Origin of the sequence: Actinoplanes sp. NPDC000266 (assembly GCF_042899005.1) — a bacterium.
GTDB lineage: Bacteria > Actinomycetota > Actinomycetes > Mycobacteriales > Micromonosporaceae > Actinoplanes.
On record NZ_JBIAZI010000024.1, the window covers coordinates 1 to 18,833 of the forward strand.

Consider the following 18,833-nt stretch of genomic DNA (forward strand, 5'->3'; position numbering starts at 1 on the left):
GGTGTGTGTGGTGGGGGCGCGGCGCCCCCCCCCCCCCCCCGGGGCCCGCCGGGGCGGGGCCCGCCCCCCGCGGGCCCGGGCCGGGGGGCGGCCCCCCCCCCCCCCCCCCCCCCGCGACAGTGGCGCTGACGCCGAGGACCTCGGCCGCCTCGCGCGGCTCCAGGCCCTCCCAGAAGGTCAGCATCAGAACCTCACGATCGATCTCGGCGAGCTGCGCGAGCGCCGCCCGGACGGTCAGGCGCTCGGGCACCTCATGGCCCGGGTCGGGAGCCATCGCCTCCCGCACCCGTTGCCGCAGGCGTTCGCCGAGCTGCTGGCGGCGCACGCCACCGCGGTGGTGGTTGGCCAGCACCTTGCGGGCCACGCCGTAGAGCCAGAGTTTGGCCGCGTCGCCGCCGGGCAGCTCACGGTCCCGCCGCCACGCGATGAGGTACGTCTCGGCCACCACATCGGCCGCGTCCGCGGGTTGCTCGACACGCCGCAGGGCGTAGGCCAGCAGCAACTCGAAGGTGCTGTCGTAGACGCGGCGGAAACGTTCCTCGTGTTCGGTTCCTGCTCTCACGTCTCTGCCCTTGTCCGCCACCACGCACATCGTGACCGCCTACCGTAGAGAAATGCGACGGATCTCGGCGGCGGTGGTGGCGGCCGCCGCTGTTCTGGCGGTTGCCGGATGTGGCGGCCCCGAGCCCTCCGCCGAGCCGGGCGCCGGGCCGAGCTCGGCCGCGCGGGACTGGGCCGCGCCGCCGGCCAACGGGCGCTTCGACTATCAGCTCGGGGGCGCCTATCAGCCCGCGGCCGGGGTGCGGATCGTCGACCGGGACCGGACCGCGGCGGCCGTGCCCGGTGTCTACGGCATCTGTTACGTGAACGCCTACCAGACCCAGCCGGGCGAGAACGACTGGTGGCAGGCGGAGCACCCCGACCTCGTCCTGAAGAAGGAAGACCCGGACTGGCCGGGCGAATACCTCCTCGACATCTCCACACCGGCCAAGCGGGCGGCGCTCGGCGAGATCGCCGGTGGCTGGTTCGACGGCTGCGCGAAGAGCGGGTTCCGCGCGGTCGAGCCGGACAACCTCGACTCGTACAGCCGGTCCGGGGGTCTGCTGACGGAGGAGCACGCCGTGGCGTACGCCCGAATTCTGGTTTCGAAGGCGCACGGAAGCGGCCTGGCCGTCGGGCAGAAGAACGCCGCCGGCTTCGACGGCCGGAGCATCGGGTTCGACTTCGCGGTGACCGAGGAATGCGCGGTCTACGACGAATGCGGTGAGTATCTCGAGCGTTACGGCGACCAGGTGTACGAGGTCGAATACACCGACAACGGCATCGACGCCTACCGTCAGGCGTGCCGGGATCACGGGGCGCGCATATCCGTCATCCTGCGCGATCGCGATGTCGTCCCACAGGGCGAGGCGGGGTATCACTACGAATCCTGCTGACCTATTGTTCCCCTGTGGATCCCGTCGCCTCCGGCATCGACCCCAACGTCGCCCACCCCGCCCGGCGCTACAACTACTGGCTCGGTGGCAAGGACAACTTCGCCGCCGACCGCGCCTCGGGCGATGAGCTCGAACGCCTCTTCCCCAAGGTGCGCCTCGGCGCCGTGGCCAACCGCGCCATGCTTCAGCGCGCCACGCGCTTCCTGGCCGAGGAGGCCGGCGTCCGGCAGTTCCTCGACATCGGCACCGGCCTGCCCACCGCCGACAACACCCACGAGGTGGCCCAGCGCCACGCCCCCGACGCGAAGATCGTCTACGTCGACAACGACCCGCTCGTCATGGTGCACGCCCGCGCGTTGCTGAACAGCAGCCCGGAGGGCCGTACGGCGTACATCGAGGCCGATCTGAACGACCCGGCCCGGATCCTGGCCGACCCGGCCATCGAGGAGACCCTCGACCTGAAGCAGCCGGTCGGCCTGATGCTGATCGCCGTCCTGCACTTCATCCACGGCGACGGCGCCGCCCAGCCGATCGTGCGCCAGCTGCTCGACGCCCTGCCCTCGGGCAGCTACCTGGTGGCCACCCACGCGACCTCCGATTTCGGCACGCCCGAGCAGCAGGCGCTCTATCGTCAGCTGGTGGAAAGCGGCAAGTCCGACGTCTGGACCCGCCCGAAAGACGAGTTCACGGCCCTGTTCGACGGCCTGGAGCTGGTCGAGCCGGGCGTGGTCCCGGCCAGCGAGTGGCGTCCCGCGCCGGGCGCCGAGATCCCCGAGCGTTCCGACATCAACGTCTGGACCGCCGTGGGCCGCAAGCCCTGACCGAGTTCCCCCTGGCCGTTCAGGAGAGCGGCCAGGGCCCGCCCCTGCTCCTGTTGTCCGGGCAGGCGAACTCGCACGACTGGTGGACGGGCATCCGTTCGCGCTTCGAGTCCCGCTTCCGCGTCATCACGTTCGATTACCGGGGTACGGGCGACAGCCGAGGCCCGGTCGAGGACTGGTCGACAGCGCTCTTCGCGGAGGACGCGGCACGCGTACTGGCCGGCCGCCGTTCTTTCGTCTACGGCACATCGATGGGCGGCCGGGTGGCCCAGTTCCTGGCGGCCCGCCACCCGTCGCTGGTCGCGCGCCTGGTCCTCGCGTGCACTTCGCCCGGCGGCGTGCACGCTTTTGAGCGTTCGAACGAAATCCGCCAGCGCTTGGCCACCGCCCGCCGAGACACGCTGCGCGAGCTCTTCTACACCCCGTCGTGGTCCGGCCACAGCCACCTGTTCGGCGACCCCACGATGACCCCGGCCGAGGCCCGGGCCCACTTGAGGGCGAGCAACCGCCACGACGCCTGGGAGGTGCTCCCGCAGATCGAGGCACCGACCCTGATCCTGCACGGCACCGACGACCTGATGGTCCCGGCGGCCAACGCCCCACTGCTGGCCGACCGCATACCGAACGCCACGCTTCACCTCCACGAGAGCGGCCGCCACGGCTTCTTCGACGAGTTCGCCGCCGGCCTGGCCCCGACGATCGACGCCTTCCTGAGAGAACGTCCATGACCGGCGGCTGCGACTTCCACCCAGGCGCCGAGATCGTCTTCGACGACTACGGCAACGTGGTGGTGCGCTAGCCAGAATCGGTCAGCCGTTCGGCCATGGTGACTGTGTTCCGTGCCGCCTGTCCCATAAAGTCGGTCTATCCGCGGCTGACGAGGAGTGGCATTGTCCGGCGGCTTCGCGCAAGGTTTCTACGAGGCCACCCCGCTGTGGCGCAGGACCCTCGGTGAGATTGCGGATGATCCCTGGCACGGTCAACGCGAGAAGCTCCGGAACGCGTACCGGCAGTTCCGGGAGACAGTCAAGCCGTTGGCGAGCGAGATCGCGCTGTCGATGCCGATGTTCACTGATCATTCCATTGCGCATATCGACGCATTGTGGGACACCGCCTCGATCATTTGCGGTGATGGCTTCGAGGTGAATCCGGCCGAGGCGTTCGTACTGGGCGGAGCCTTTCTCATGCATGATCTTGGAATGGGCCTCTGCGCGTATCCCGGTGGCGTCGACGAGGTGACAGCCAATCCGTCTTACGCTGGTCTTCTAGCCTCAGCGACCGATCGCATCCAGCAACTGGAGCCGTCGGGCGACTTGGAGGCGATCGCCGAGCGTGCTCGATCGGAAGCCATCACCGAGTTGCTCCGCCGCCATCATGCCGAGCGTGCACAGGATCTTCTGCGAACGCAGTTCACAGCCTCTGATGGGAGCGCGTTCTACCTGCTGCCGGATCTGAGCCTCCGGCTCGACTACGGCGACATGATCGGTGAGATCGCGGCGAGCCATTGGTGGGACGTGGACAGGCTGCATGAATTCGATGTCCCTCGGAGTTGCCGTCCAGACCATCCTCGGGAGTGGGCGGTCGACAAGCTCAAGATCGCTTGCATTCTGCGGCTCGCCGACGTCGCTCACATAGACAGCAGGCGTGCGCCGTGCCTTCTGCACGCATTCCGCCGTCCGGCCGGAGTCGCGGCGCAACACTGGGAGTTCCAGGAACGTCTGATGCGTCCCGACGTCCAACAGGACCGTCTCGCCTACACCTCGACTCGGCGGTTCACGGGCAGTGAAGCGCCGTCGTGGTGGCTCGCGTACGAGATGATCAAAATGATCGACCATGAGCTGCGGCGCGTGGACGCCCTTCTCGCAGATCTGGGGCGCCCGAGGTTTCAGGTGCGTTCCGTGGCCGGGGCCGACAGCCCCGACCGGCTCGCCAGATATCTGCGTACCGACCGCTGGCATCCGATCGACGCGCATATCCGGGTTACTGAAGTCAGCAACGTGGTGGGCAATCTCGGTGGCGACAAGCTCTACGGGAGGCGCCCGGAGATAGCACTGCGTGAATTGGTGGCGAACGCCTCCGACGCAACGCTCGCGCGAGCGCTGCGGGACAAGACCGAACCGGGCACGGTGACCATCCGGCTCTCCCAGAACGATGGGTCGTGGTGGCTCACCGTCGCCGACGAAGGCATCGGAATGCGGCGCGAGGCGATGGTGTCGTCCCTGACCGATTTCGGGAACTCCCGATGGCGCTCCACGGACCTGCTGGTCGAGCACCCCGACCTGGTCGGCTTCGAGCCGGCCGGCCGCTATGGCATCGGGTTCTTCGCGGTCTTCATGGTCGCGGACGAGGTCGGCGTGCGCAGTCTCGCCCTCGACGAGGCGCCCAGAGACACTCACCTGCTCGAGTTCACCGATGGCCTGGCGGCACGCCCGCTGCTGCGAACGGCCGAGCCGGACGAGCGGCTCCGCACAGCCGGCACGGTCGTGACCATCCGGCTTCGTGAGGACCCGCGATCGGTGAACGGACTCTTCCGGAACCGCAGCCGCCAACTCAGCCACACCGAGCATCTGCACGCCCTGGTGCGCCCGCTGTGCGCTCTGGCCCGGGTGAACATCGACGTGCAGGGACCGGATGACGCATGGCCCAAGCGGGAGATCTCCGCCGACGACTGGATGTCGATCTCCGAGACGGAACTATTCGACCGTGTGTACCGCCGTCCGGACGACAGCTACAAGATTCGGGTCGCGCTCGATGTGTACTGCAAGCGATTCCTGCAGCGCGCTCAGGCTTTACGCGACAAAGCCGGCCGAGTCGCGGGGCGCGCGATGATGACCTCGGTCTGGGAAGGTACCGAAGATCTCGGCCTGTACATCGTCATCGAGTCACACATCTACGTCGGAGGGCTCCGCGCCGCGACACTGAAGGAGTCGATGGGGGTCTTCTCCGGACTCCCTCTGACCGCGGATCGACTGAACGCATTTCCTGACGTCAGTATCGCGCTGCTGATCGCGTGGGTCGAGTCCCAGGCCGCTTTGCTCCAAGGCATGGACACTGAAGTCGCGCACGTTCTTGGTGGCGTGGCGAGAGCCCTCGGCGCGACGGCCGAAGGGCTTCCCTGCGCGCTGACCACCGCCGGTGCGCTGGACCTTCCAGCCACGCGCCGCTGGGTGGCCGACCGCGATGTGATCCTCCTGGTCTCGGGCGCCTTCTTCGTGCACTATCGGGAGAACGGCCGGCCGTGGTTCATGTCGCGTACTCACCGAGAACTGAGTTTCGGCGACGACTGCCTCGTCCTCGATCTCTATCCTGAGTGGCTCTTCCCGGAGGAGATCTTCCCGTCGCCGAAGGACGAGCGGTTCGCCGATGCCCAGCTGACCGGATCCGGATGGGATGCCCGCGTGTGGTGGTACGGCACCGGCAACTTCGGATCGGCGGGATTGGTGATCCGAGCGATTTCCGGAGAATGGGGGATAGATATTCCGGACCTGCTCGATCTCATGGAGCCCTTACACCCGCAGGACAACGGCGACGCCCGGCCCGAGGTGCCTGTCGTAGGTGGTGGCGTCGAGCGTGTCGAGATGATCCGGCTACGGCGCCCCGGCCGCTGAGTGGTCATTCCTCAGGGATGAGGTTTCGCCGGAGCGGTTACGCCACCGTCAAGGCGGGACCGATCCGGAAGGAGAAGGCGATGGCCATCGATACGTTCATGGTGTACGTCGGTGTCTACCCCTCGGTGGCGCAGGCCGAGGCGGACTATGACGTGGTCAAGGAGCTGCACCGGAAAGCTGATCTGATCGACGCGTATGACGCTGCTGTCATCGAGCGGCGGGCCGATGGCAAGTCGAAGATTGTGAAGCGGCACGAGACTCCGACCCGGGTCGGTGGGGTGCTCGGTGGCGGGGTCGGGCTTGCTACCGGGCTTGTCGTGGCGCTCTTCCCGTTCGCCGCGCTCGGTGGTGGGCTCCTCGCTGCCACGACCGGTGGTGGGGCTGTGCTCGGTGCGCTGGCCGGGCACGCCGCGGCCGGGCTGAGCCGGTCCGACCTCAAAGAGCTGGGCGAACACCTCGACGAAGGGCAGGCCGGGCTTGTCGTCGTCGCCGTCTCCGACATGGGTGCCAAGGTCGAGCGGGCCCTGAAGAACGCCGCGAAGGTCGAGTCCCGGCAGCTCAGGGCCGACACCGCCGAGATCGAGCAGGACGCCAAGGCGGCCGCTAACTCTTGACGACGATGCCCAGGACCTGAGCCAGGGCGGGAGCCGCCTCGGCCAGCTGGTTGTGGTCGATGACGGCTCCCCGGAGGGCGTCCCAGCCCTGGGCCACGTCCAGCTCGCGGGCGCCGCGGAAGTCGAGCTTCTTCACCGTCACCTTGTCGAAGCGGGCCCGGCGGACGGCCGAGCCCGGGAACGTCACGTTGATCAGGGTGGCGCCGCCGAAGTCGACCTCGGACAGGTCGCAGTCGCGGAACTCGACGTCCTGGAGTTTGGCGCCGCGCAGGTTCAGGCTGTCGATCTTGCTGCCTTGCACGGCCACGCGGCGCCACTGCGAGCCGTAGGCCTGCACGCCGGCTATGGCGCTGTCCAGGATCGTCACGTTGAGCAGCTGGGCCTCTCCCCAGGTGCCGCCGATCCAGCGGCACCGGGAGAGCCACACGTCGTCCAGGCGCACCTTGTCGTACGTGCCGCCGGTGAAGGTGACCGCGGTCATCGCGCTCTCCGAGAAGCGGGAGCCGGCGGCCGCGACCTCGTCCAGTTCCACCGCGTCCAGGTGGATCTCGCTGTGGTCGCCGTCGTGGCTCAGCTCCTCGTCGAGCGGGCGCAGATATTCGGCGTACGGCAGGGAACTGAGGTCTTGGATCACCGGCATGACCCGCATCCTGCCTCGTCAGGCGTGGCGGCGTTGCCCGGGGATCGCGGGGCGGAGCGCGCCGTCCTGTGCTAGCTCGGTGAGAATCTGATTCAAATCGGCGACCTGTTCCGAAGTGTGTGCGGCCGTGAGCTGCACACGGAAGCCGATCTCGTCGCGCGGGACGCCGGGGTACGGGGCCAGCGTCACGTACTGGCCGGCGGCCCACAGCCGCTCCGAGACGGCGATCAGGTCGTGCTCGGGGGAGATCGGGATCTCGACGACCGGGGTGTCGTCGACGTTGAGGGTGTGCACGCCCATGCCCCGTACGTGGGAAAGCAGCTGGTGGGTGAGTTGGTAGAGGTGGCCGCGCAGGTCGTCGCCGCGCTTCTCGTTGACGTCGAGGCCGGCCCAGACCGTCGCCAGCGAGGCCACCGGCGACGGGCCCGAGTAGAGATAGGTCGGCGCGGCCACCTTGAGCTGGTTCTTCACCGCCGTCGGCAGGGCGAGGAAGGCCAGCAGCGACGAGTACGCCTTGGAGAACCCCCCGACCAGGATGACGTTGTCGTACGTCTCGCCGAAGTGCCGGACGATCGCGTTGCCGCGCATGCCGTAGGGCGAGGTCTCGTCGGGGCCGCGCTCGCCGATCACGCCCATGCCGTGCGCGTCGTCGACGTACAGCGTGGCGTCGTACTCCCTGCACAGTTTCGCGTATACGCGCAGATCCGGAACGTCACCCGTCATGCTGTTGACGCCGTCCATGCAGACCATGATCGGGCGGGCGGTGGCCTCCTGGAGCAGGCGGGTGAGCTCCTCGACGTCACCGCTGCGGAAACGTTTCATCGTCGCGCCCTGGCCACGGGCGAACACGCAGCCGTCGTAGATCGTGCGGTGGGCGCGGCTCTCCATGATGACCGTGCCCTGGCCGATCAGGGCGGGGATGACGCCCAGGTGGATCTGCGAGATGGTCGGCAGCAGCAGCACGTCCTCGGCGCCGAGCAGCTCGGTGAGGCGTTCCTCGAGGTCGGGGTAGATCTTCGGGCTGCCCAGCATGCGTGACCAGCTCGGGTGGGTGCCCCAGCGACGCAGCTGCGGCTCGACCGCCTGGATGACCTCTTCGTCGAGGTCGAAGCCGAGATAGTTGCAGGACGCCCAGTCGACCAGCCAGTCCTGGCCGATCCGGATGCGGCGCCCGTCGATCTCGGAGATGACGGCGTCGTACATGCGGCTGTTCTGACGAAGGTCCTCGATGTCGTGAGTCATTGCCGGCACTGTGAACCCCTTTCGCGATTCTGATCACTCTGGCACCTACCCGGGTGATCGTCGATCAACCTGAAAACGTCTGACCGGCACTCGCCTCAAGGGCCCGCGCCCGCGGCCGATGTCCCCGTCGTGACGAAGGCCTGGAAGGTCTATCTGGCGGTCTGCGCGGTGCTGGCGGCCGTCTACTACCTCGTGCCGTTCGAGGCCGTGCAGAGCGCCGTGGTCAGCGTGCTGGGGCTGTCGTCCTCGGCGGCGATCCTGATCGGCGTCCGCATCAACAAGCCGGCCGTGCGCTGGCCCTGGTACCTCATGGCGGCCGCCCGGGCGTGCTTCGCGCTGGGCGAGCTCGTCTACTGGATCCAGGTGTTCGTCACCGGCGGCGACATGTTCCCGGGCCCGGCCGACGGGTTCTACCTGAGCTTCGCGGCCCTGCTGGCCATCGCGGTGGTCGGCCTGGTGCGGGCCCGCCGGCCCGGCAAGGACCGGCCGGGGCTGCTCGACGCCCTGGTCCTCTCGACCGGCGCGGCCATGCTGGCCTGGGTCTTCCTCATCGTTCCGTACGTGCGCGACGAGACGCTCAACGCGCTCGAGCGCGCGGTGTCGCTGGCCTACCCGGCGCTGGACCTGCTGGTGCTGGCCGTGCTCGCCCGCCTGGTCACCGGGCGGGGCGACCGGCCGCCGGCGTTCTTCCTGCTCGTCGGGAGCATTCTGTCGCTGCTGCTGGCGGACACGGCGTACACCGTGCTCGGCCTGATGGGCTCCTACGAGCCGGGTGGCATCGTCGACCTGGGCTGGCTGGCCATGCAGGCGCTGGGCGGCGCGGCGGCCCTGCACCCGTCGGTGGCCGCGCTGTCGCGCAAGAGCCCGCCGGTGGGACAGGGCGAGGCGCCCCGGCTGCGGGTGATCGGGCTGGCGGTGGCGAGCCTGACCGCGCCGGCGGTGCTGGCCATCCAGTGGCTGACCGACCGCACGATCGACGTCCCGGTGATCGTGGTCGGCAGCGTGGTCCTGTTCCTGCTGGTCATCGCTCGCCTGGACGGCCTGGTGCGGCTGCTGTCGGGCGCCCTGCGCCAGGTCGAGGAGCAGGCCACGACCGACCAGCTGACCGGGCTGGCCAACCGGCGCCGCTTCCACGACCGCTGGGGTTCGGCGCTGCACGACTCGGTCGGGCCGACGGCGCTGCTCTACATCGACCTGGACGGCTTCAAGCCGGTGAACGACACGTTCGGCCACGAGGCGGGCGACGCGGTGCTGGTGGCCGTGGCCGAGCGCATCAACGGGGTGATCCGGGCCGGTGACGTGGTGGCCCGCCTCGGCGGCGACGAGTTCGCGGTGATCCTGCCCTGGACCGACGACGCGACGGCCGACAAGGTGGCCGCCCGCATCCTGGACGCGCTGGCCGAGCCGTTCGACACCCCGGCCCGCCCGGTCTACATCGGCGCCAGCATCGGTGTCATCGCGGCCGCCACCGGCGCCGACCCGGACGGCGAGCTCCGCCGGGCCGACTCGGCGATGTACGCGGCGAAGGCCGGCGGCCGCAACCGCGTCCACCGAGACGGCGCCTGACCCTTGCCGCAGGGGGCTTGGCGGAAAGGAGCCGGGCGAGGATGCTCGGGCCATGGGGAGCCGGGCGGCCGACGCCGCCGCCGTGCTCGCGGCGATCGACGGCGGCACCCGTGGCCACTCCGGCACCATGCTGGTCTCGGGCGAGGCGGGCGCCGGCAAGACGACTCTGCTCCGCGACGCCTGCGAGGCCACCGCCGTTCGCGTCATCTGGGCGCCCTGCCTCCCGCTGAGCTCCCTCACAGTGCCACTTCTTCCCTTGCGTACGGGGCTGCGCACGGCCCCCGATCCGCCGTCGCTGGACGCCGCGGACGCGGTCCTCGCGTTCGACACCTGGCTCGACCGGCTGACCGAACGCGAACCGGTCGTGCTGGCCGTGGACGACCTGCAATGGGCCGACCAGAGTTCCCTCGACGTCCTCCTCTACGTCATCGCCGGCCGCGCGAACCGGCGCCTGGCCGTCTTCGCCACCCTCCGGACGGGCGAGGAGGGCCGTCTGCACCGATGGCTGGCCGACGTCCGCCGGCTTCCGGGGGTACGCGAGAGGACGCTCGGCCGCCTGGACCGCCCCGAGACCCACGAGCAGATGACCGCCCTGCTGGGCCGCCCGCCGCACGAATCGCTGGTGGACGACGTGTTCGCCCGCAGCGCCGGCAACCCGTACCTGACCAAGCTGCTCGTCCGGGGCCTCGACCCGGACGCGCGCCGCCTGCCTCCGCACCTGCCGGACGAACTGCGGGGCGCGCTCGCCCGCACATGGCGCGATCTGTCCGCCCCGGCCCGTGAGCTGACCACCGCGATCGCGATCGCCGGCCGTCCCACCCCCGCCGGCGGGCCGTCGTCGTTGCCGCTGCTGCGGAAGGCCGTGGACGCCGGCGTGCTGACCGCCACCACCGGCGGCGCCTACTGGTTCGCCCACCCGCTGCTGGCCGAGGTGCTGGTCGAGGGCCTGCTGCCGGAGGAGCGCCGGGCCCGGCACGCCGCGTTCGCCGAGGCCGCCGGCGACCCGATCGCCCGCGCCGACCACTACTTCGCGGCCGGGATGACCGCCCAGGCGTACGAGTGGGCCTTGGCCGCCGCCGACGAGGCCGGGGGAGGGGCCGAGACGATCCGCCTGCTGCGGCGCGCCCTGCGGCTGCAGCCGCCCGGCTCCGGTGGGCAGGCGGACGAACTGCTGCATCGGATCCGGCGCGCCACCCACGCGGCCGGGCTGGCCGCGGATGAGCTGGAGGCGATCGACGAGCTGCTCCAGCGTGTCGATCGGACGGCACAGCCGCTGGTGGCGGCGGAGCTGCTGGCCGGGCGGACCAAGCGGTGGTCGTCCGCCGGTCGCGGCTTCGTCGCGCCGGCGGACGCGCGGGAGGCGGCGCGTCTCTCGGCGGCGGAACCACGCAGCCGTGAACACGCGCTGGCGCTCGCGGCGCTGGCCTACGCCCAGTTGTGGCACGGCGTGGACGACGGCGCCGGAACGGCCGCCGAGGCGCTGCGGCTGGCCCGCGCGGGCGGCTGGCCGGACGCGGTCATGGAAGGGCTGGTCGCCGTGTCGCAGGCCCACGCCGTCGGCACCGAGTTGGCGGCCGGGGTCGCGGCCGCCCGGGAGGCCTTCGCGCTGGCGATGAGCCACCGCGATTTCATGAAGGCGGTCGAGGCCGTCTATTGGATCGTCAACAACACCGACGGGCCGAGCGTACGGGCGATCGTCGGCGTGCTCCGGGAGTGCCGCCGGGTGCTCGAAGAGGCGGGTGCCCCGCACGCCCAGGTGTCCGAGGTCTGCTCGCTCGAGGCGCAGCACCTGCTGATCATCGGTGACTGGCGAGGTTGCGCCGAGCGGCTGCGGGTGGCGCTCGGCGCCCGGCCCAGCCCGCTGGCCGACGCGCGGGGCCGGCACACCGCGGCCCTGCTCGCCTGCCGCCAGGGGCGGATGGCCGAGGCCGAGGCGCACGCCCAGCGCGCCGAGGAGCTGATCGCCGACGCGGCCGGGTTCCGGCCGTTCCCGTTCGACGCGGTCCGGGCCGAGCTCGCCGTGGCCGCCGGCGACACCGAGCGGGCGCTGGCGCACGCGCTGCACGGCCTCGCCCTGACGCCGCCGCCGCTCGACGCGGAGACCTTGCTTCCGATGGCCGCGCGGGCGCTGGCCGACCGGGCCCAGGCCTGTCGCGACCGCGGCGCCGGCCCGTCCGGCGAGCTCGATCGCCTGCGCGATCTGCGGGAGCGGCATCCCGTCGTGGTCATCGACGGGGGTGTGGTCACGGACTTCGACGCACGGCTGGTCGCCGCCCTGCAGAGCATGACCGATGCCGAGACGGCACGGGCCCGGCGTGACCCCGTCGAGCTCGCCGCCTGGCACGAGGCCGCCGAGGCGTGCCGTGCCGCCACACTGCCGTGGGACGAGGCGTACTGCCGATGGCGTGAGGCCCAGACGGCCCTGCGTGGGCGGGCGGACCGCAAGCGGGGCATGGCCGCGCTGCGGAGCGCGCACGCGCTGGCGGCCGATCTGGAGGCCGTGCCGCTGCTGGCGAACCTGGATCTGCTCGCCCGCAACGCCCACGTGTCACTGGCGGCCGTGCGCGCGCCGGCGCCGGCCGGTGGCGACGCGATCCCCGGGCTGACCGCGCGCGAACGTGAGGTCCTGGCCCACGTCGTGGCGGGCCGCACCTACGCCGAGATCGCCCGGGCGCTCGTGCTGAGCGAGAAGACGATCAGCGTGCACGTCTCGAACATGCTCCGCAAGACCGGCACGGCCGGGCGGGCCGAGCTCGCGGAGCTGGCCCGGCGTCAGGAGACCTCGTAGACGACGATGTCGCCGGCCCGGAAGCGCTCGGTCGCGAACCCGCCGAGCGCCGGATCGGCTTCGACGAAACGGGTGCGGCCGATGTCGGTGGGGTCCTGCGTCCATCTGACGGACACCAGCCAGCGGACGTGGTGGGCCTCGGTGAACGACGCGACGTTCTCGGCGGTCGGGGCGGAGAACATGGCGTCGTTCGCGGCCAGCAGATCCTGGTCCCAGAACGGGGATCGGGACAGGGTGCCGTCCCACAGGCCACCGGTGGCGAAGGCCGGCTCGGTGTAACTCCAGCCCTCGACGACGATCTGGCGTTCCGAGTAGGCGGCCAGCCAGAAATCGCGGCTGTCGCACCCCGCGATGCCCTGGCGGCAATGGCTGTTGGTGGCCACCACGTCGCGCGGGCCCGAATGGTCGCGCAGCCAGCGGCCCGCCTCCATCGCGCCCGGCGGGAAGGTGCCGACCTTCGGCGGCGCGGCCGAGGTCGCCGACGTGACCAGATAGTCGGTGCTGCCGATGAGGCCGCTGGCCACCGCGGTGCTCACCACGGACAGGGCCAGCACCCCCACGGTGAGCCGCCGGGCCAGCCGCAGCGGCCAGGCGATGAGGACCACGGTCACGGCGATGACGGCGACGAGCAGGACCAGCCAGGTGTACGCCATGACGACGTTCGCCAGCGGATATCCGCCGAAGGCCGTGGCCGGAGCGACCGCCCCGGCCGTCGACCGGATCACGACCAGACCCGCGACGGCGGCCGTCACCGCGTACAGACTCAGCCAAAGGAACCTCTTCGGCAGCCGGCGCCCGGCCGGGACGAGCGAGGCGAGGCCGACGGCCGAGGCCATCGCCAGATAGGGCGTGGCCGACTGGGCGAAGTACGTCTGGCTCAGGCCTGGATGCGCGACCAGCCACATGCCGCCGGTGCCGGCCGCCGCGAAGCCCAGCATGACGTGCACGATCGGCTCGGCCCGCCACTCGCGGCGCAGCAGGCCGGCCATCCCGGCCCAGCCGAACGCCGGGCCCAGGATGCCGAAACCGGTGAGGGCCAGCAGCGGCGCCCACTGGTCGGCCTCGTCGGGAAGGCCCATCACGGCCTGGCCGGCCGGGCTCCACTTGACCGTCTGGAATGGAATGATCTCGGCGCCCTGCGAGCCCGATCCGTAGAGCACGAACTGCGCGAACGCGAACCACAGCAGGGTGATCCCGAGCGCGGGCAGCTCCGGGCCGAGCTTACGGGCGGACAGGCCGCGCAGGACCACGGCAAGCAGCAGACCGCACAGCACCATCGGGATGAACGTGGCCTTGGCCCCGGCCAGCGCGCCCAGCAGCACGGTCAGCACCACCCAGGGCATGGGGCGCCGCAACGCTTTCCGGTCCGACCGGAAGATGACGGCCAGCTGGAAGACGACGGCGGCGAAGAACAGCGCCGCGTACGTCTGCGTCGGGCTCACCCACAGATTGGTGGTGATGATGCCGCTGAGCAGCGGGGCGCCCGTCCAGGAGAACGGGTTGGCCGCGACACCGGCCAGCATCAGCAGCACGGCCACCGAGGCCGGCCAGAAACGGCCGGTGATCTGCCGGACCGCGGCCACCACGACCAGGAGGAAGGCGGCCACCATGGGAAGCGGCAGCAGGCGCAGGATCAGTGTCTGGGGCTCGATGCCGGTGAGCCAGCTCGCGGCGGCGCCGTGCGCGTAGACGTACCAGTGGTAGTTCAGGCCGGTGCCGGTCAGCCACGGCGTGCTCAGCGGCACCGGATGCTTGAACTCGCCGGCCAGCGCGAACTGGAACGGGAAGTCCACGCTCATGGTCCCGTTGAGCGGCTCGGTCAGGCTGTTGGCGCGGAAGATGGAGAACGCGGTCAGCGCGAGAATCCACAGGAGACTGACGGCGACGGTCCACGAGACGCCGAGCGGCATGCGCATGCCGCCGCCTCGCCAGTGGCGCCGCAGCCGGGGCGCCGCGAGGAAGAGGATCAACACCACCAAGGGCCAGATTCCCACGGTGTACGGCACGTCGAACTGCCGGAGAAGCATGTAGAGGGGCAACTCGACGGTGAAGCCGGCGACCGTGCCGAAGGCCGCGTCCAGGGGCAGGTAGCCGGACTGTCCGCGCACCGCCCGCCAGATCAGCAGACCGGGCAGCGTGTTGGCGAACAGCGTGTAGCCGGCGAACTTGGCGATGTCCACGGTCGTGACGCCGTAGTGGCTCAGCGTCAGCGCGACGGCCACGACGACGATGAGGAACGGGATCCAGCCGGCCGACGGCAGGCGGCGCCGGGCCGGCGGCCGATCCGGCGTCAGCGCGGGCAGGGGAGTAGGTGCGAGCTCCTCCGCGAGCAATGTCATGTAGTTGTTTCTCTTTCCCCGTGTACGCCTACCAACCAGCGGCCCGGAACATTAGCGGTCAGCCGCACGGCTCACGACGACAGGGTCACCACGTCGATGTCGGAGGCCTTGGGGCCGAGGAATACCAGGTACGGTGCTCCCGAGCCGCTCGCGGTGAACGTGGCCGTGGTGGTCGCGAACGTGGAGAAGCCGGCGGTGCGGGCCAACGTGATCCGGGCCAGCACGGCGCCGGTGGCCGACCCGGCCCGCAGCTCGACATCGGTGTCGTCGTCGCCGGCGGCGTAGCGCAGGCTCACCCGCCGCATGCCCGCCACGGAGCGGTTTCCGTAGCCCACGTAGTCGCCGTTGTCGGTCTTGCCGACCACCCGGCCGCCGCTGGCCCCGTCCGGGAACGAGTCCTCGGTGCCGCTGTTGTCGGTGTACGACTCGGCCTCGAAGCTCACCCGGACCGGAGTGGGCGCGGCCGCCGTGGCCGCCGTGGCCGCCGTGGTGGTCCTGGCCGGAGCGGGCGGCTTGGCCGGGGAGGCTTGGGCGCTCACCCGAGCCGGTTTCGACGGCGCCGCGCTGGGGCGCCGGCTGAGGGCGGAGGCGGCTTTCACCGAGGGCGACAGCACGGGCACGGGCCGAACGGGCGCCGAGGCGGCAACTGGCGGCACGGCGGAGGGCTCCCCGATCGGCGCCGACTGCGCCACCGGCTCGCCGGCGCCCCGAGTGGCCACCACCGCGATGATCGACGCCGCCGCGACCGCGGTGGCGATCACCGGCAGCCCCACGACGACGCTCCTCGGCCGGCGGCGGGTCTCGGGAGCCACTGGAGGCTCCGGGATCACGACCGGCGGCGGCGTGTGCGGCTGCGACAGGACGTACCGCAGCAGCTCCGCCGTCTCTTCGGCGGTGGCCCGGGCGGCCGGATCCTTCTCCAGCAACGCTTCCAGGACCGGTTCGAGGACCCCCGCGCGCTCGGGTGCCGTCGGCGGATCGACCATCAGGGCGGCCAGCGTCGTCATGGGTGAGGACCGCTGGTACGGCGGGCGGCCCTCGACCGCGGCGTACAGCGTCGCGCCCAGCGACCACAGGTCGGACTTGGCCGACGCCGGTTCGTCGCGGGCCCGCTCCGGCGCCAGGTACGACGGGGAACCCAGCATCACCCCGGTCCGGGTCATGGCCGAGTCGCCGGCCGTCATGGCCAGGCCGAAGTCGGTCAGCACGACCCGGCCGTTCGCGCCGACCAGCACGTTGGCCGGCTTCACGTCGCGGTGCAGAATTCCGGCCCGGTGCGCGGCCTGCAACGCCCCCAGCACGTCGAGGCCGATCCGGGCCGCCCGCTCCGGCTCCAGCGGCCCGTCCTGGCTGACCACGTCGAACAGCGACCGGGCCCGGACCAGCTCCATCACGATCCAGGGCGAGCCCTCGTGCTCCACCACGTCGAAGATGCGCACGACGTGGGGATGGTCGATCCGGGCGATGGCCCGCGCCTCGCGGATGGCCCGCTCGCGGAGGTCGCCCAGCTCGTCCGCGCTCACTCCGTCCGGTGCGATCTCCTTGAGCGCCACGTCGCGGTCGAGCAGCTCGTCGTGGGCCTTCCAGACCTTGCCCATCCCGCCCTGCCCCAACGGGCTGGAGAGCTTGTAACGGCCGGCCAAAATGTCGATCGGAGGCTGGGTCATGACTTCTTTCCGGACGATGCGCGCAGGGGACATCCCGACAACGGATGGATCGGCGCGGAGTTCAGTCCGGAGGAAGCCGGCCCGGGAGCCGAAGCCCCCGGGCCGTGAGAATCACCAGATGCGGGTGCGAGACTTGCCCGAGGCGAGCTTCGACAGCGGCCCGGCGGCCGCGGCCGCGCCGGCCGGTCGCCGGTCGCCGGTCAGGTCGGCGTCGATGACCGCCGGGGTGCCGTCGGGCTCCTCGAAGTCGGCGTCGGCGAAGCGGACGCGCTCGAAGTCGCCGCCGCCGACCGTGACGAAGCCGGCCTGGTCGAAGGCGGCCGGCAGGTCGGTCTCGAGGTAGACCTCGTCGCCTTCCTCGACCACGCGGAAGGTGGCGTCGCCGATCTCGTGCGGGCCGGTCTCGCCCGCGAACGGCTTCGCGCCTGTGGCGTAGACGTTCCCCTGGGCGTAGACGGCCTGGAGCACGTCGAGGTACCGCTGGTGGTCGCCCGGCGGCTGCTCCTCGATCCGCTGGAGGTACTCGGCGAACGACGCCGGATGCGCGTCGTAACCCGTCAGGCCGTACGACGGAACCGCCTTGCCGTCGCCGCCCTGGCCGTACGCCTGCGCAAGCTCCCCGCCCAGGAAGACGTTGCCGACGTAACGGTCGTCGCCGCCGCGGATGTACGCGTAGCCGGCGACCTGGGTGCTGTGCGGCTGGTGGTACGGCGTGGCCCGGTCCATGACCGCCTCCAGCCGCACGGTGCCGGCGAACAGGTTGCCGACGAACGCGCCGCCCTGGCTGAACGACTCGTACGACGCGCGGGAGGCCAGCACGTTGTGGTCGACCAGGAAGGGGCCGTGGCTGACCTCGATGAACAGGTCGCGGTTGTTGGCGTAGAACACGTTGCGGGTGACCCGGGTGCCCTGGGTCTGCCAGTCGAGCCAGATGCCCAGTGACGTGTCGTGGATGCGGTTGTGCCGGATCTGCACGTCGATTGCGGCGTGCAGCTTGATGCCGCCGATCTCGTAGCCGTAGTACTCGCGCTTGAGCGCGATGTTGTAGATGTGGTTGTCCTCGATGGTCGAGAAGACGCAGCCGAGGTGGCCGACGACGCCGTTCTGGCCGCAGTCGTAGATGGTGTTGCGGCGCACGACGTGCGAGCCGATGTGCTCCTTGTCCCACCCGATCTGCCGGGCCGAGAAGACCGATTCGAGCTGGTACTGATATCCGGGCTTGTCGCGGCGCTCGGTGGCGTAGTTGTGGCCGGTCGAGGCCTCCTTGCCGAGCGAGACGGCCGAGGTCTTGGCGTCGTGGATGACGTTGTCCTCGATGATCCAGCCCTTGGCCCAGTTCGGGCCGATGAGGCCGGGCTGGTCGGCGGTGGGCGGGGTCCACGGGGTGGCCGCCTGGGCAAGCTCGAAGCCGCGCACGGTGATGTAGTTCAGGTGCGGCACGAGCGGGTAGAAGACCGACCGCCGTACGTTGATCTCGGCCAGCTCGGCGTTCGGGTCGGCGCCCTGGAAGTTCGCCCAGATCGTGGTGGTCTCGGCGCCGACGGTCGCGAACCAGACGAGCTGGGTCTGTTCGACGTTGCGGACCTTGTCGTCGACCGCGGTCCAGTTGTCCAGGACCGTCTCGCGGCGCGGCGGGTTGTTCACTTCGTCGCGGGTGCCGGCCTCATAGAACGAAAGGCCGTTCAGGTAGACGTCGCCCAGGTGCTTGTGGGGCGCGCCGGCCGGGTAGACGATCCAGTCACCGGCCACTTCCTCGGCGTACGGATTGAATTGCCCGAAAAGCGAGTTGGGGACCTCGGCGCGCCACACCGAGCCGGATTCCTGGACCCAGTTCGTGATCCGCTCGGAGCCCTTGATCACCACGTGCTCGCCCTCGGCGGCCGTGTAGGTGATGCGCCGCGCGTCGCTGAGGCCGCCGCGGCGGGGCGTGACCCATTCCCGGTACTCACCGGCGTGCACGATCACGGTGTCGCCGGGGCGGGCGAGCTCGGCGGCCCGGTTGATGGTCCGGAGGGGCTGCTTCTCCGAGCCCTCGGCATCGTCGGAACCGGTCGTCGCCACATGGAGGAGCGTCATGTCAGGCCTTTCGTGAAGGAGGACCGGCCCAACGTA

13 protein-coding genes are annotated in these 18,833 nt (G+C 70.7%); 7 read left to right on the forward strand and 6 right to left on the reverse strand.

From position 1 onward, the window contains the following. The coding region (locus tag ACFY36_RS50680) for an RNA polymerase sigma factor (RefSeq protein ID WP_499753118.1) at nt 1–583 on the reverse strand (583 nt) is incomplete at its 3' end. 31 nt (nt 584–614) lie between these two features. On the opposite strand from ACFY36_RS50680, the gene ACFY36_RS50685 reads away from it, so the two are divergent. The 5 genes from ACFY36_RS50685 (at nt 615) to ACFY36_RS50705 (ending at nt 6,479) form a co-directional block, all read left to right on the forward strand. Then, on the forward strand, nt 615–1,436 hold the full coding sequence (locus tag ACFY36_RS50685; RefSeq protein WP_499753119.1) for an endo alpha-1,4 polygalactosaminidase: 822 nt from the start codon (nt 615–617) through the stop codon (nt 1,434–1,436). A gap of 14 nt (nt 1,437–1,450) precedes the next feature. Then, a complete protein-coding gene (locus ACFY36_RS50690; protein ID WP_499753120.1) occupies nt 1,451–2,257 on the forward strand; it encodes an SAM-dependent methyltransferase in 807 nt (268 codons plus the stop codon). Nucleotides 2,258–2,268: 11 nt separating this feature from the next. Continuing rightward, nucleotides 2,269–2,985 carry an alpha/beta fold hydrolase gene (locus tag ACFY36_RS50695; protein ID WP_499753180.1) on the forward strand — a complete coding sequence of 239 codons (717 nt, stop codon included), beginning with the start codon at nt 2,269–2,271 and terminating at the stop codon, nt 2,983–2,985. A 162-nt stretch (nt 2,986–3,147) separates the two neighbouring features. Beyond that, complete coding sequence (locus ACFY36_RS50700; protein WP_499753121.1) at nt 3,148–5,865, forward strand: HD domain-containing protein; 2,718 nt, start codon at nt 3,148–3,150, stop codon at nt 5,863–5,865. A gap of 80 nt (nt 5,866–5,945) precedes the next feature. After that, a complete protein-coding gene (locus ACFY36_RS50705) occupies nt 5,946–6,479 on the forward strand; it encodes a DUF1269 domain-containing protein (RefSeq protein WP_499753122.1) in 534 nt (177 codons plus the stop codon). On the opposite strand, the gene ACFY36_RS50710 is transcribed toward ACFY36_RS50705, so the two are convergent. Together ACFY36_RS50710 and ACFY36_RS50715 are read right to left on the reverse strand one after the other, a co-directional pair. Beyond that, nucleotides 6,469–7,119, reverse strand: coding sequence for a pentapeptide repeat-containing protein (locus tag ACFY36_RS50710; RefSeq protein WP_499753123.1), 651 nt, complete (start codon nt 7,117–7,119; stop codon nt 6,469–6,471). The genes ACFY36_RS50705 and ACFY36_RS50710 overlap by 11 nt on opposite strands. An 18-nt stretch (nt 7,120–7,137) precedes the next feature. Next, complete coding sequence (locus tag ACFY36_RS50715) at nt 7,138–8,361, reverse strand: aminotransferase class I/II-fold pyridoxal phosphate-dependent enzyme (RefSeq protein WP_499753124.1); 1,224 nt, start codon at nt 8,359–8,361, stop codon at nt 7,138–7,140. A 129-nt stretch (nt 8,362–8,490) separates the two neighbouring features. On the opposite strand from ACFY36_RS50715, the gene ACFY36_RS50720 reads away from it, so the two are divergent. Then, entirely contained in the window at nt 8,491–9,927 is a 1,437-nt protein-coding gene (locus tag ACFY36_RS50720; RefSeq protein WP_499753125.1) for a diguanylate cyclase domain-containing protein, read from the forward strand. 52 nt (nt 9,928–9,979) lie between these two features. Then, nucleotides 9,980–12,715: a helix-turn-helix transcriptional regulator gene (locus tag ACFY36_RS50725; protein WP_499753126.1), complete on the forward strand. Its 2,736-nt coding sequence runs from the start codon at nt 9,980–9,982 to the stop codon at nt 12,713–12,715. Here the strand turns inward: ACFY36_RS50725 and ACFY36_RS50730 are convergent. From ACFY36_RS50730 to ACFY36_RS50740, 3 genes are all read right to left on the reverse strand, one after another. Next, complete coding sequence (locus tag ACFY36_RS50730) at nt 12,700–15,054, reverse strand: hypothetical protein (RefSeq protein ID WP_499753127.1); 2,355 nt, start codon at nt 15,052–15,054, stop codon at nt 12,700–12,702. The two genes, ACFY36_RS50725 and ACFY36_RS50730, sit on opposite strands and share 16 nt — an antisense overlap. 71 nt (nt 15,055–15,125) lie before the next feature. Continuing rightward, nucleotides 15,126–16,721, reverse strand: coding sequence for a protein kinase domain-containing protein (locus ACFY36_RS50735; protein WP_499753128.1), 1,596 nt, complete (start codon nt 16,719–16,721; stop codon nt 15,126–15,128). A gap of 111 nt (nt 16,722–16,832) precedes the next feature. Beyond that, the gene (locus tag ACFY36_RS50740; protein WP_499753129.1) at nt 16,833–18,797 is read right to left on the reverse strand and encodes a right-handed parallel beta-helix repeat-containing protein; all 1,965 of its coding nucleotides are present in this window, start codon (nt 18,795–18,797) and stop codon (nt 16,833–16,835) included. Between the last annotated feature and the right edge of the window lie 36 nt (nt 18,798–18,833).

What these genes read in the sequence shown, in the direction of transcription:
- ACFY36_RS50710 (WP_499753123.1), bottom strand. Translation starts at nt 7,119, where the DNA reads ATGCCGGTGATCCAAGACCTCAGTTCCCTGCCGTACGCCGAATATCTG.
- ACFY36_RS50725 (WP_499753126.1), top strand. Translation starts at nt 9,980, where the DNA reads ATGGGGAGCCGGGCGGCCGACGCCGCCGCCGTGCTCGCGGCGATCGAC.
- ACFY36_RS50735 (WP_499753128.1), bottom strand. Translation starts at nt 16,721, where the DNA reads ATGACCCAGCCTCCGATCGACATTTTGGCCGGCCGTTACAAGCTCTCC.
- ACFY36_RS50740 (WP_499753129.1), bottom strand. Translation starts at nt 18,797, where the DNA reads ATGACGCTCCTCCATGTGGCGACGACCGGTTCCGACGATGCCGAGGGC.
- ACFY36_RS50715 (WP_499753124.1), bottom strand. Translation starts at nt 8,361, where the DNA reads ATGACTCACGACATCGAGGACCTTCGTCAGAACAGCCGCATGTACGAC.
- ACFY36_RS50705 (WP_499753122.1), top strand. Translation starts at nt 5,946, where the DNA reads ATGGCCATCGATACGTTCATGGTGTACGTCGGTGTCTACCCCTCGGTG.
- ACFY36_RS50730 (WP_499753127.1), bottom strand. Translation starts at nt 15,054, where the DNA reads ATGACATTGCTCGCGGAGGAGCTCGCACCTACTCCCCTGCCCGCGCTG.
- ACFY36_RS50685 (WP_499753119.1), top strand. Translation starts at nt 615, where the DNA reads ATGCGACGGATCTCGGCGGCGGTGGTGGCGGCCGCCGCTGTTCTGGCG.